General features: G+C 57.2%; 12 protein-coding genes. 3 read left to right on the top strand and 9 right to left on the bottom strand.

The window, feature by feature from the left end:
- The coding region (locus ACIQ5B_RS03555) for a hypothetical protein (protein WP_397597825.1) at positions 1 to 506 on the top strand (506 nt) is incomplete at its 5' end.
- Between the two features lie 45 nt (positions 507 to 551).
- Here the strand turns inward: ACIQ5B_RS03555 and surE are convergent.
- Positions 552 to 1,319, bottom strand: coding sequence for a 5'/3'-nucleotidase SurE (gene surE, locus ACIQ5B_RS03550; RefSeq protein ID WP_397597824.1), 768 nt, complete (start codon positions 1,317 to 1,319; stop codon positions 552 to 554).
- Entirely contained in the window at positions 1,319 to 2,599 is a 1,281-nt protein-coding gene (gene serS / locus ACIQ5B_RS03545) for a serine--tRNA ligase (RefSeq protein ID WP_397597823.1), read from the bottom strand. The genes surE and serS overlap by 1 nt, the downstream gene beginning before the upstream one ends.
- Before the next feature lie 382 nt (positions 2,600 to 2,981).
- Between serS and dksA the strand changes: the two genes are divergently transcribed.
- Positions 2,982 to 3,347, top strand: a complete 366-nt coding sequence (gene dksA, locus ACIQ5B_RS03540; RefSeq protein ID WP_397597822.1) for an RNA polymerase-binding protein DksA — start codon at positions 2,982 to 2,984, stop codon at positions 3,345 to 3,347.
- Between the two features lie 138 nt (positions 3,348 to 3,485).
- Complete coding sequence (locus ACIQ5B_RS03535; RefSeq protein ID WP_397597821.1) at positions 3,486 to 3,875, top strand: PilZ domain-containing protein; 390 nt, start codon at positions 3,486 to 3,488, stop codon at positions 3,873 to 3,875.
- Between the two features lies 1 nt (position 3,876).
- Here ACIQ5B_RS03535 and pgl read toward each other — a convergent pair whose 3' ends face one another.
- The 7 genes from pgl to ACIQ5B_RS03500 all read right to left on the bottom strand — a co-directional run bounded on the left by pgl (position 3,877) and on the right by ACIQ5B_RS03500 (position 12,782).
- Positions 3,877 to 4,584, bottom strand: coding sequence for a 6-phosphogluconolactonase (pgl, locus tag ACIQ5B_RS03530; RefSeq protein WP_397597820.1), 708 nt, complete (start codon positions 4,582 to 4,584; stop codon positions 3,877 to 3,879).
- Between the two features lie 16 nt (positions 4,585 to 4,600).
- Positions 4,601 to 5,215 carry a bifunctional 4-hydroxy-2-oxoglutarate aldolase/2-dehydro-3-deoxy-phosphogluconate aldolase gene (eda, locus tag ACIQ5B_RS03525; RefSeq protein WP_397597819.1) on the bottom strand — a complete coding sequence of 205 codons (615 nt, stop codon included), beginning with the start codon at positions 5,213 to 5,215 and terminating at the stop codon, positions 4,601 to 4,603.
- 3 nt (positions 5,216 to 5,218) lie between these two features.
- Positions 5,219 to 6,199, bottom strand: coding sequence for a glucokinase (gene glk / locus ACIQ5B_RS03520; protein WP_397597818.1), 981 nt, complete (start codon positions 6,197 to 6,199; stop codon positions 5,219 to 5,221).
- Entirely contained in the window at positions 6,196 to 8,019 is a 1,824-nt protein-coding gene (gene edd, locus ACIQ5B_RS03515; RefSeq protein ID WP_397597817.1) for a phosphogluconate dehydratase, read from the bottom strand. The genes glk and edd overlap by 4 nt, the downstream gene beginning before the upstream one ends.
- Positions 8,012 to 9,457: a glucose-6-phosphate dehydrogenase gene (zwf, locus tag ACIQ5B_RS03510; protein WP_397597816.1), complete on the bottom strand. Its 1,446-nt coding sequence runs from the start codon at positions 9,455 to 9,457 to the stop codon at positions 8,012 to 8,014. The genes edd and zwf overlap by 8 nt, the downstream gene beginning before the upstream one ends.
- A 101-nt stretch (positions 9,458 to 9,558) precedes the next feature.
- Complete coding sequence (locus ACIQ5B_RS03505; protein WP_397597815.1) at positions 9,559 to 10,593, bottom strand: ACP S-malonyltransferase; 1,035 nt, start codon at positions 10,591 to 10,593, stop codon at positions 9,559 to 9,561.
- Complete coding sequence (locus ACIQ5B_RS03500) at positions 10,590 to 12,782, bottom strand: thiamine pyrophosphate-dependent enzyme (RefSeq protein ID WP_397597814.1); 2,193 nt, start codon at positions 12,780 to 12,782, stop codon at positions 10,590 to 10,592. Before ACIQ5B_RS03500 ends, ACIQ5B_RS03505 begins: the two co-directional genes overlap by 4 nt.
- Positions 12,783 to 12,877 lie beyond the last annotated feature (95 nt).

Here is a 12,877-nt window from a genome sequence, read left to right as displayed (position 1 = left end):
TGATCATAAAAATTACCAAAGGCACGGATCGCGATTTTCTCGCTATTGTTCGGGATGATGGCTCGACGGAGACCGCAACCTTCCCGAAAAAAGGCGTCACGCCGCATGATGCGATCCATTATTTCGTCGAAACCGAGTTGAACTTGCCAATGGCATTTTGGGGAATGGTGGCAAAAGGACATAGCCCCGAAGATATTCAGGAAATTGCAAAACAAGCGGGCCACGCCAGCGCGTCACGGGCCCAAACGCCCAACGAACATATTGTGCAGTTGCTTCAGGCAGAACGCTTGGTGGAATGTTTCGAATCCGACGCATGGGGTGCCCCGGCAGATGCCGAAACCTTTATCTCGATTGCCAAAACCGCCTGCGAGGCTTCATTTGTAGCAATGCCTGCGCTGACGCCCCAATCCATTGAGGGCGTACGCACGCGCATTGCCGCGTTTCAATCCATTTGGTTGGTTGCGAAGGCCGGGCATGTGGCCGAATTTCAGTGGGATGAACAATGACCTCGAACGCAACTTAACTGGCACGCTGCGGCAAACGGCTTTCCCTTATCCGCTGTAAGCGCTCCGCAGATTGGCGAGGGACTCGCTATGGGTGAGGTCAAGCTGCAGCGGGGTCACGGCGATATAGCCATCCTCAATCACCTCAAGGTCGGTATCATGGCCGGGCGTGTGCACCATTCCATGAAGCCCAAACCAATAATAGTCATAACCACGCGGATCCGTGCCCTTGACGATTGAACCGCGGCTATAGTCATGGAACCCCTGCCGCGCGACTTTGATGCCTTTAACATCCTGCGGCAGCAGCGACGGGAAATTGATGTTGGTTAACGTGCGCGGCGTATGCGGCGTGTCCAATAACGGACGCAGCACCCGCTCGCCCCATGCTTCGGCGGCTGAAAAGGGTACGGCATCCGCCATGCCTTCTTTGCTATATACTTGGCTCAGCGCAATGGAACGGATCCCCGCCAACGCCCCTTCCATCGCCGCAGCGACCGTGCCCGAATAAGTGATATCATCGCCAAGGTTAGCACCACGGTTGACGCCGGACAAAATCAGGTCGGGCTTGGCATCTTTCATGATCACACCAATGCCGAGCATGACAGAATCCGTCGGCGTTCCCGCAACCGAGTAATGTTTTTCGCCATGTTGGCGGATTCGCACAGGCTTAGTGAGCGTCAGCGAATGGCCTGCCCCTGAATTTTCCTCCGCCGGTGCGACAATCCAGATGTCATCGCTCAGGGTTCGGGCAATCGCCTCCAACACCTTAAGGCCCGGCGCATTTACACCATCATCATTGGTCAATAAAATGCGCATCAGGCCGCAATCTCCAGCTTCGTCAGGCCGCCCATATATGGCAGCAGCGCGGCTGGAACGGTCACGCTGCCGTCGGCTTGCTGATGATTTTCAAGGACGGCAACCAGCGTACGGCCAACGGCCAAGCCAGAACCGTTCAACGTGTGCACAAACACATTACCTTTGCTTTCCGCAGGGCGGTAGCGCGTGTTCATACGGCGCGCCTGCCAGTCACCGCAGTTCGAGCAGCTCGAAATTTCACGGTACAGCCCCTGTCCCGGCAACCAAACCTCAAGATCATAGGTCTTGCGCGCGCTGGCACCCATGTCACCCGTGCACAGCAGCATCTTGCGATACGGAAGTTCAAGCGCTTGCAAAATACCCTCGGCACTTTCGACCATACGTTCATGTTCAGCAACGCTGTCTTCGGGGCGAACGATGGAGACCAGTTCTACCTTTTCAAACTGGTGTTGGCGGATCAGGCCTTTCGTATCGCGGCCCGCCGCGCCTGCTTCGGAACGGAAACAGGGCGTTAACGCGGTCATACGGATCGGCAGCACGCTTTCGTCCAAAATCTGCTCGCGCACGCTGTTGGTCAGCGATACTTCGGCGGTTGGGATCAGCCAGCGGCCATCGGTCGTCTGAAAATTGTCTTCGGCAAATTTTGGAAGCTGTCCGGTACCAAACAGCGATTCCTGACGCACCAGATAGGGCGTGGCGCATTCTGTGTAACCGCGCTGTCCGGTCTGGTAATCCAGCATGAACTGACCAAGCGCGCGATTAAGCCGCGCCATTTGTCCGCGCATGAAGGTAAAGCGTGCGCCTGAAATCGCAACGCCCGTTTCGAAATCGAGACCAAGCACCGGCCCCAAATCGGCATGATCGCGGGGTTCAAATTCAAAACTGCGCGGGGTTCCCCACCGTGCTATTTCAACATTTTCTGTCTCGTCTCCGCCGTCGGGTGTGTCGTCAGCAGGCAAATTGGGTAATCCGGCGAGCAGTGTATCCAATTCTTCGCCTGCAGCGCGTTCCTGTTCTTCCAATGCCGGCAAGGTGTCCTTCAATGCGGCAACTTCGGCTTTCAGCGCCTCTGCGCTCGCTATATCGCCCTTGCCCATGGCAGCGCCGATTGCTTTGGACGCTTCATTGCGGCGTGCTTGCGCATTTTGCATTTCAGTCAACAAAGCGCGGCGATTTTCATCCAGCGCCAGAACCGATGCAGCAACGGGCGCAGCACCCCTGCGGATAAGGGCGGCGTCAAAGGCTTGCGGATTTTCGCGGATATATTTTAGGTCATGCATGGTGGCTGGCTATGCCGTTCGCGCATCGGTTTCGCAATGAAAAAGGGCAGCGTGAAAACTGCACAATTTCAGCGCGCAACTTGTAAAGCGCCCCGAACTGGAGCTGTTTGGATCGGCGGTTTCTATCACGCCACGCCGTTTCCACAGCTTTTATGCATTCTATGACTTTCTGTGACATTTGCTGCTTGTGCCGGTTTTGGCGTGAGTCTATAGCGCCGTCGAGAGTGGATTTGGACGCGGCAACCTTGGTTTTGCGGGGCCCGCCAGAGGTGGAGAATCTAACATGGGCGCAAGCGCCGAGCCTCAAAAGAGTACCGGAGAATTGAGCAGTTCCGGTTACGATATTGACCCTTCATATATCCCCAGCGACGACGAGCCTTTCATGAACGATCGTCAGCTGAAATATTTTGAAAAACAGTTGATTGACTGGAAAAACAGTATCTTGGCGGAAGCCCAGGGTACGCTGAATCAGCTTCAGGATGGCCCTATGCGCGAACCTGATCTGAACGACCGCGCATCCAGCGAAACGGATTGGGGTATCGAATTACGAACCCGCGACCGTCAGCGCAAACTGATCTCCAAAATCGAATCCGCACTTCGCCGCATCACCGAAGGCGAATATGGATATTGTCAGGTAACAGGCGAGCCCATTTCACTTGCCCGACTGCGCGCCCGTCCCATCGCGACAATGACGCTTGAGGCGCAGGAACGGCACGAGCGGCAGGAACGCGTTTCGCGCGACGACTAACACCGCGACGTTCAATTATCATTATTGATGTAATCATGTGAAATCCAACGGGTTGATCCGTGAATTAACCTTTTGGCTACACTTAGCTGGCATTGTCCAAGCCTAAATTATTCCCAATTCTGTGCTTGGTGCTGCATTATGAATGACTCATTTGGCGAAGATAATATGTCCATCGCAAAGCGGGGCATGGATCGCGACAGCCTTTTTCTGAAGGCAGTTCTTCGTTTTTCAAGCACAAAAGATGAGCACGAAGTGCGCATTCGCAACGTATCAGCTGGCGGGCTGATGGCCGAAATCCCAACAAACGCTCCGCGCGGTGAACGGGTGGAGATAAAGCTGCACAGCATCGGTTGGGTCAGCGGTCACATTGCATGGGTAACCGACGGCCGCATGGGCATTGCGTTTGACCGCCCAATCAATCCGAAAGACGCGCGCAAGCCCGCCAATGCCGGCGTGCGCGAGCTTCCCCTCTATCTGCAAAAGCTAAACACGACGCCGCCCGCGCCTGCTAAGCTACGCCGCGTTTAAATCAATCATCCAGGCAATAAATGTCGACAGGGACAGTAATCTTGTCGAGCACGCGGCCAACGGGATAAGCTGACTTACTTCCCTGCTCAATCGCTGACTCAAGCACGGTACGCTTCTGGGCACCATTGATTACCAATATCGCCGTACGCCCCGCAGCGATTGCAGATGCTGTCAACGTGACCCGGTTGACCGGAGCTTCGGGCGGGAGCGGGTCTGGCGCAACACCGACGGCGCGCACCTCTTTGCCGCCTTCGAGAGCGGTTTCGAGATCAGGTCCCGGGAATATCGACGCGGTATGCCCATCCGTGCCCATACCCAGCCAGACAAGATCAGGTGGCCAATGCAAGTCCGCCAGCCGGGCATTTGCGGCCCCTCCGGCTAATTTATAATCCGCGGCATCGCTGGTAATCGGCAACACACGCGCGCCTTTTGGAATGAATATCTTCGCAATCATCGCCACATTCGACAGCGCATTGTCGACCGGAACCAACCGGTCGTCGGTCGGAATGATTGTAACATTTTTCCAGCGGATATTGGCTTGTGCCAGCTTTTCCAAAATCGGCTTTGGTGTCGAACCGCCGGGGAACGCAACCAACGCTTGGCCGCGGGCATCAAGTGCGCTTTCGATGATGAAGCTGACGTCGCCGACAACAGCGTCGATCAAATCTTCTGCTGCGTCAAAGTCCCACCATTCAATTTCTTCGGCCATGTGCCTTGCGTCTCCGTTAGTTGCTTAATGCCGATGCTGCCCGCGCTGCAGATTCTATCGCGGCAACATCAGGAACGCCTTTACCAACAAGCCAGCTTCCACCAACACATAAAATTTCGGGAACCGCGAGCCAGTCTGCCGCGGTTTCCTGTTTGATACCGCCGGTCGGGCAGAATTTGCACTGACCAAAGGGGCCGATAAGCGATTTCAGCGCAGGAAGACCGCCATTTGCTTCCGCCGGGAAGAATTTGAAATGCGTGAGGCCCAGATCAAGTCCGCGCATGATATCGCCCGCGCTCGCGACGCCGGGCAGGAACGGAATATTCTTGGCGATGGCGGCTTTACCTAAATTGTCGGTCAGGCCAGGCGAAACGATAAACTCCGCCCCCGCCGCGATTGCGCTGTCCAGGCCTGCCACATCAACAACCGTGCCTGCACCCACAATTGCGCCCGGCACCTTCTTCATTTCGGCAATGGCGTCCAATGCCGCGGCTGTGCGCAACGTGACCTCTAACACTGGCAAACCACCCGCAACCAATGCCTCAGCAATCGCGCGTGCATGCGCCGCATCTTCAATCACCAAAACGGGGATAACGGGCGCAGTGCGCATGATTTTTTCAACGGGCGACATTGGCTATTCTTTCTCAATATATTGCTGGGCATAGGCCGCCGCTGCCCCGAAAAGGCCGGGCTGCGGATGGGTGATGAGTTTAACGGGGATGGAGGCCATTAATCCTTCAAAGCGACCTTTGGCGCGGAAACGTTCGGCAAAGCCTGAACGCACTAAGCTATCCTTGATACGCAGCCCTAGGCCGCCTGCGATGACGACCCCTGCAAAGCCGCCCTGAGCCAGCGTGATGTCACCGGCAACGCTGCCCAGCGACAGGCAAAAACGGTCAACAGCCGCCGCGGCAAGGCTATCCTCACCAGACATGCCCATTTGCCAGAGCGTCTTGTCATCATATTGCTGAACGGCGCGGCCTTCGATGGCGGCGAGCGTTTCGTACAGATCAACCAGCCCCGGACCGGACACCACCCGTTCAATCGACACCCTGCGGTAGCGTTTGCGCAAGCGCGCCAACACGGCATCTTCAATGGCATCGAGCGGAGCAAAATCGATATGCCCGCCTTCAGTGGCCTGCACATGATAGGCGCCGCCGGTGCGCGCAACATGTGCGACGCCAAGACCGGTTCCCGGGCCAATGATGCTCAGCGTGCCTTCGGGCGCAAACGCCTGATCAGGTCCCGTCAAATGGTGGAAATGTTCTGGCCCCGCTTGCGCAACCGCATGGCCCACAGCGCCGAAATCATTGACGATCACGAAGCTATCGACATTCAGCTTTTCACACACCATCGACCGGCGGATGATCCAAGGATTGTTGGTGAGCTTAATCACGTCCGCATCGACCGGCCCCGCAATAGCGATAGCGGTTGCGCGCGGAAGCGGCGCTCCGTTCATCCGTTGGAATTCCTGCCATGCGGTTTGGAAACTGGCATGCTCTGCTGTCTTCAGCGTAACCGCCTCGCCAAGGTTGATGACCTTGCCCGCATCCACTTCAGCAAGGGCAAAGCGCGCGTGGGTACCGCCGATATCGACGGCGACAATCGCGGTCATAGCCCTGCCGCCGCGAGCATGGCTGACCCGCCCTTTTCCGCTTCATCGGCCGTGGCACGCATCAGTGCAAACAGCTCGCGTCCAGTTCCCAGTTGCGCCACAGGCATCGGGGCGGGTGCGCGACCGGCCCATTCGCTGTCATCAACCAGCACGGACAAAGTGCCGCTAGTTGCGCACAGGCGCACAACGTCGCCATCCTGAAGCTTCGCGATTGCTCCGCCACGTGCAGCTTCGGGACTTAAGTGGATCGCCGCGGGCACTTTGCCCGATGCGCCCGACATACGCCCGTCGGTCACGAGCGCGACTTTAAAGCCCTTATCCTGCAACACACCCAATGGCGGCGTCAGCTTGTGCAGTTCAGGCATGCCGTTGGCGGCAGGCCCCTGAAAACGGACGACGACAATGACATCGCGATCAAGCTCACCCGCCTTAAAGGCCGCCAGAACATCATTTTGTTCATGAAATACGCGCACCGGTGCTTCGATGGTCCAACGTGCCGGATCAACCGCGCTGGTCTTGAACGTCGCACGGCCCAAATTACCCGTCACCAAACGCATGCCACCATCGGGGCTGAACGGCGCGGACGGCGGACGCAGCATTGTGTCATCGGCGGTCACCGCAGGCGCGTCGCGCCACACAAGCTTGTCCGCTTCCAACATGGGCTCACGTCCATAATCGGCCAAATCCTGTCCCGCGACCGTCATGATATCGCGGTGAAGAAGCCCGGCGTCTATCAATTCGCGGATGACATAGCCTATTCCGCCTGCGGCGTGGAAATGGTTCACATCGCCCGAGCCATTGGGATACACGCGGGCGATTAACGGCACCACTGCGGACAGCTGATCCAAATCTTCCCAATCGATGACGATGCCGGCGGCGCGCGCAATTGCCGGAATGTGCAGCGCATGGTTCGTCGATCCGCCTGTTGCCAGCAAACCAACGCAAGCGTTGACGATTGCTTTTTCGTCGACGCACAGGCCCAGGGGCCGGTAATCGTCACCATCCCAGCCAATTTCGCTCAAGCGGTGCACAGCAGCACGTGTCAATTCGGTGCGCAGCTTGTTCCCCGGGTTGATGAACGCGGCGCCGGGGATATGCAGCCCCATGACCTCCATCATCATCTGGTTGGAATTGGCGGTGCCGTAAAACGTACATGTACCAGCGCTATGATAGGAAGCCGATTCCGCCTCCAGCAATTCGGCGCGGCCAACCTTGCCCTCTGCATATAGCTGACGGACACGCTGTTTTTCTTTGTTGGCAAGGCCCGACGGCATTGGGCCTGCGGGCACGAGGATGGTCGGCAAATGGCCAAAGCGCAACGCGCCGATCAGCAGGCCCGGGACGATCTTGTCACAAATGCCCAACATCGCGACGCTCTCAAACATCCCATGGCTCAGGCCAACCGCGGTTGCCATGGCAATGACATCGCGGCTGAACAATGACAGCTCCATCGAGTCCTGACCCTGCGTCACGCCATCGCACATCGCAGGCACTGCGCCTGCGACCTGCGCTGTGGCGCCTACTTCGCGCGCGAATATTTTCATCTGCTCGGGGTAGCGGCCATATGGCTGATGCGCCGACAGCATGTCGTTATAGGCACTGACAATGCCGATGTTCATCGCTTTGCCACCGCGAATGGCAGGCTTATCCTCACCGCTCGCGGCAAAGCCATGCGCCAGATTGCCGCAGCTTAATGTGGGCCGGTTTACGCCTGAGTCACGTTGTTTGGCGATCAGGTCGAGATAGGCCTGACGCCCGGGCTTTGACCGTTCGATGATCCGCGCGGTGACGGCTTCAACGGTTGGGTGCATTTTACTCATGCCAGCTCACTCCATCACGTTCGGTGAGTGCAATCGCGGCGTTCGGGCCCCAGCTGCCGGCACCATAGCCCTTTGGCTTCAACGCTGTCGCGTCCCACAGCGCCCGTATGGCATCGATCCACTTCCACTGGGCCTCAACCTCATCACGGCGCACAAATAGCGTCTGGTCGCCTTCTATGAGGTCGAGAAGCAGACGTTCATAGGCGATCCGCCGCCGCGATCCGGCAAAGGCAGCGGTAAGCGACAGATCAAGCGGCACTTCGCGCAAGGTGACCCCGCCGCGATCCAGCCCGGGTTCTTTCGCCATCACCAACAGCCGGACATATTCCTCCGGCTGTAACCGGATAACCAGCGTATTTGCCTCCAGCCGACCGCCACGGTCCTTGAACACATTGTGGGGGACGGGTTTGAACTGGATCACGATTTCGCTGCGGCGTTCGGGCAAACGTTTCCCGGTGCGCAGGAAAAATGGCACGCCCTGCCACCGCCAATTGTCGACATAGGCTTTAATTGCGACAAAGGTTTCGGTGTCAGATGGCTTGCCGAGATCCGCGTCATAGCCTTTGACCGCTTCGCCGTTGACCGCGCCGTCATTATATTGCCCGGTCACGACGTCACCTTCGACCACCGGACGCAGCGCGCGCAGGACCTTTACCTTTTCATCGCGTATGGCCGTCGCATCCAGACTTGCCGGTGGTTCCATTGCCGTCAGCGCCAGCAATTGCAGCATATGGTTTTGCACCATGTCCCGCAGCGCGCCGGTATCGTCATAAAATCCGGCCCGCCCCTCGAGCCCCACGGTCTCGCTCACGGTAATCTGCACATGCTCAATGGCATTGGCATTCCACAGCGGTTCAAACAGCATGTTCGCAAAACGAAGCGCCATCAGGTTCTGGACCGTTTCTTTGCCCAGATAATGGTCGATGCGGAACGTGCGTGTTTCCGGGAAAACCGCGTTTACCGCGTCATTGATATGCTGCGATGACGCCAAATCATTGCCCAATGGCTTTTCCAAGCCAATGCGGACATTTTCACCAGAAAGACCGGCATTGTGCAGGCCCTTGATCGTTGGCTCAAACAAAGATGGCGCGGTGGACAGGAAAATCGACAATCCGCCCGATATGTCCCCAATCTTGTCCGCCAATGCAGAAAAGCCTTGCGGATCGGAGGCGTCCAGCGCGACATAAGAAAGCCTTTGCAGAAACGCGTCAATCAGGCCCTCGGCCTTGCGATCATCGGGCAGAAATTCGCACAATGCCGCGCGTGCCATATCGCGGAAGCCATCATCGGTAAGTGTGCTACGCGCAGTGCCGAAAATACGTAGGTCAGGATTAATCAGGCCATCGGCATGCAGCGCATATAAGGACGGCAGCAGCATTCGCCGTGAAAGGTCGCCCGTGGCCCCAAACAACAGCAAGGTAGAACTGTGCATGCTCATTTTATCCGTCTCCATGCAAGGCACCGGTCGGTCGCCTTACCAATCGCGACTCCCTTTATCCTGAAGGACACAAGCGTCTAGCGCTTATTCGTATGCAACGTTTAACGTGCTGCCCAGACGCGCTGTTCGTCCATACCCATGGAAATCAATATGGGTTCGTCCTGTTGCCGTGCCTGAAAGTCTGCTTTGCCCGAAAGGCCGCGCCAACCAGATGCAATCAGCGCCTGTGCCGTTGGCGCGCCCAAGGTGGTTCCGGGCCCCAGAACAATCACCACGTCCGGCGCGAATTCTGCTGCGGCAACCTGCACCGCACGGCTAAAATCATATGTCTCGGTCAATTGCGCGCCAAGCGTGTAGGCGTAGATCGCGTCTGCGCTAAACGCACGCGGCGACCAAATCTTGCCCTGCCCGTCAATTGCCGGAATGTTACCCGGGCCGAAATCCGCCACGGGATTCTGCGCGCGCGCCATCGGCACGATATGCTGCAGCAACGGGCTGTGGAAAGCCGCATGGTGCATCAGCCGCATTGGGAAGCGGTCGTCCTTCGGCAGTTTTTCGGCGAGCCATTTCAGTCCGGCTTCGTCGCCTGCGAACACCACCATCCCGCCGAGCCGTATCGACACCGATATCGTTATATCAGAAATATTCTGCGCTTCATCTACTAACGCATTTGAAAAGTTCATTTTTTTGTCGTCAATGCTCCAGTCGGCATCAACAATCGGCCAAACGATTTGCCCGCCGGTGCCATGTTCATGCATCAACAGGCCCATATTGTTCACAAGCCGCGCACCCGCCGCCAGATCGACGATACCCGCACAGGCAAGTGCGAGATACCAGCCCATCGAATTGCCCGTCACCGCAACGACATCAAATTTATCACGATCAATCGCAGCGAAATCCGCGAGGGCAGATGCGTAAATCAGCGGGGATGCATTATCGCCGGTCATATGCACCGATGGCGCGTATTTCTCCGCTTTATCGAGCGCTGATACCGCCGCTTGGCCCTTTTCCGCACGGACCGCATCGACAATGCCGACAACATCGGCGCGCGCCGCATGGTGCTTCTGAACATATCCAAGCTCGGACGCGTTATAGGTGCCGCGTCCCGGGCAAACGACCAATGCGCGCTTCTTCATGCGACCGCTGCCTTGGCGGCTTCCACGATCGATTGCTTGCTTGGCAACACCAGCTCAGCCGCGGGCCCAAGCGGGATGAAGCAATCTTCGGCCGTAATCCGGCTAACGGCATTTCCGCGCCCGGCCTCGGTCAATATAGTCATCAGCTTTTCACTCAAGCTTCCAGATCGGCGGCTTTCGTCAACAATCAGGATATTCGAACAATCGGCCACCGCAGCGACGATTGCGTCCGCATTCAACGGATGCAACCAACGCAGGTCAATGATGCGTAGCTTGATGCCCAACGCTTCCAATTCGGGCGCAGCCTGACGCGATAAATAATAACCATTTCCATAGGTTATAATCGCAAGTTCAGTACCGTTGCCAAATTGTCCAAGCGCACCAAAGGCGATTTCACCCGCGTCCGTCGGCGCTGTATATTCCGCAGACCAGGCTCCATCCTCCGCGCCGTGAAGGTCCGTTGTGTGATACAGCGCGATGGGTTCAAGGAAGATCACAACACGGCCATCCTCATGCGCCAGCCGGACGCATTCACGCAGCATAGCGGGCGCGTCGGCGGCGTTGGACGGACATGCGACAATGATACCGGGAATGTCGGTAAGGACCGCGATGCTGTTATCATTGTGGAAATGCCCGCCAAAGCCCTTTTGATAGGGCAAGCCAGCGATGCGCACGACCATAGGGTTGCGATATTGGCGGTTTGAAAAGAAGGACAAGGTCGCCGCTTCGCCGCGGATTTGGTCCTCTGCATTATGCAGATATGCCAAAAACTGGATTTCGGGGATAGGAATAAAGCCATTATGCCCCATGCCGATGGCAAGCCCAAGGATGGTCTGTTCGTCCAACAACGTGTCAAACACACGCGCTGCGCCGAATTTTTCCTGCAGCCCCTGTGTCACGCCATAGACGCCACCCTTGCGCGCGACATCCTCGCCGAACACCGCGACATTGGGATATTGCAGCATGATGTCCGCCAAGGCGAAGTTGATGCTCTTGGCCAAAGTGACAGCTTTGGAGAGGTTGCGCGCGTCTTTGGCGAAAAGGGTGTCGCGTGCGGCCGCATCGGGCAATGGCGGCGATGGCTTGGTGCCTTCCTCTGGCAGGATGGACGCCATCACCTCTTGCGCGGTGACGAGCCGTGGCTTGGCCAGCGCATCCAAGGCAACGCGGTCAACCCGCGCGCGCATATCTTCGTAGCGCGCAACAATCTCCGCGCCCGACATGCCCGCTTGTTCATGCAAAATGCGCGCGCTGTGCAGCAATGGATCTTGCGCTTCGGCGGCTTCGATCTGCCCAATCGGTGCGTAGCTCAATTCAACATCGGCCCCTGCATGCCCCATGAGGCGCACTGTCTGCATATGCAGAAATACGGGCCTGCGCCGCGCACGCGCATATGCAACGGCTTCGTGGCAACCACGCAAAGCATCATTCAGGTCCGCCCCGTCGCAGGCAATATATTTCAATGCAGGGCGATGCGCGAAGTTGGCCGCTATCCATCCACCGGGCGTCCGCACCGAAATGCCAATGCCATTATCCTCACACAGGAAAACGATGGGCATAGGCAAATGCTGATACGCAGCCCAGCAGGCGGCGTTGAACGCGCCCTGCGACGTAGAGTGGTTGGCCGATGCATCGCCAAAGGAACATAAAATGATGGAATCATGCGGGAGAACCGCATCATCGAGTTGCAGGCGCCGTGCCAGCCCCAAAGAATGCGCGGCACCGACGGCCTTTGGCAAATGCGAGGCAATGGTGCTGGTCTGCGGCGGGACAAAAGTGTGTGCACATCCCAGAACCTTGTGCCGGCCGCCGGAAATCGGATCATCTGCCGACGCTGCGAAGGACAAAGCCATGTCATATAATGGTGTCAGGCCGCCAGCTTGCTTTTTGCGCTGAATCAGGAACGCGCCATCGCGATAATGCAAAAATGCCATATCGGTCGCGCGCGTCGCCGCCGCCATCGCCGCAGTGCCTTCATGCCCCGAACTGCCGATGGAATAAAATGTCTTACCCTTTGACCGGCGCGCCCAAAGATCGAGGTGACGGTTCATGATTTGCGTGTCGAACAAATCCACCAGCAGATGGGGCGCTGCTACTTCGGCCGCACCTTTCGAACGCGGAGCGGGAAAGTCATGGGCAGCAACACGCCGCAGAAAAGCCGCGTCTAATATCGTAGGACGGTCAAACATAGACCGCATAATTAGCGCCAAAGGGCACAAAAGCCACTGTAAAGTATAAATTTCAACTGCCCGATTAAATTGCTGGATTTGTTAAAATTCGGCGA

Origin of the sequence: Sphingorhabdus sp. (genome assembly GCF_044374345.1) — a bacterium.
Lineage (GTDB): Bacteria > Pseudomonadota > Alphaproteobacteria > Sphingomonadales > Sphingomonadaceae > Sphingorhabdus_B.
Note: the sequence above shows the minus strand (reverse complement) of the source record. Positions and strands in the feature narration are given on the sequence as shown.

Excerpts from the sequence above, each read along its gene's own strand:
- surE (WP_397597824.1), bottom strand. The coding sequence starts at position 1,319 with ATGCGCATTTTATTGACCAATGATGATGGTGTAAATGCGCCGGGCCTT.
- serS (WP_397597823.1), bottom strand. The coding sequence starts at position 2,599 with ATGCATGACCTAAAATATATCCGCGAAAATCCGCAAGCCTTTGACGCC.
- dksA (WP_397597822.1), top strand. The coding sequence starts at position 2,982 with ATGAACGATCGTCAGCTGAAATATTTTGAAAAACAGTTGATTGACTGG.
- ACIQ5B_RS03535 (WP_397597821.1), top strand. The coding sequence starts at position 3,486 with ATGAATGACTCATTTGGCGAAGATAATATGTCCATCGCAAAGCGGGGC.
- pgl (WP_397597820.1), bottom strand. The coding sequence starts at position 4,584 with ATGGCCGAAGAAATTGAATGGTGGGACTTTGACGCAGCAGAAGATTTG.
- eda (WP_397597819.1), bottom strand. The coding sequence starts at position 5,215 with ATGTCGCCCGTTGAAAAAATCATGCGCACTGCGCCCGTTATCCCCGTT.
- glk (WP_397597818.1), bottom strand. The coding sequence starts at position 6,199 with ATGACCGCGATTGTCGCCGTCGATATCGGCGGTACCCACGCGCGCTTT.
- edd (WP_397597817.1), bottom strand. The coding sequence starts at position 8,019 with ATGAGTAAAATGCACCCAACCGTTGAAGCCGTCACCGCGCGGATCATC.
- zwf (WP_397597816.1), bottom strand. The coding sequence starts at position 9,457 with ATGAGCATGCACAGTTCTACCTTGCTGTTGTTTGGGGCCACGGGCGAC.
- ACIQ5B_RS03505 (WP_397597815.1), bottom strand. The coding sequence starts at position 10,593 with ATGAAGAAGCGCGCATTGGTCGTTTGCCCGGGACGCGGCACCTATAAC.
- ACIQ5B_RS03500 (WP_397597814.1), bottom strand. The coding sequence starts at position 12,782 with ATGTTTGACCGTCCTACGATATTAGACGCGGCTTTTCTGCGGCGTGTT.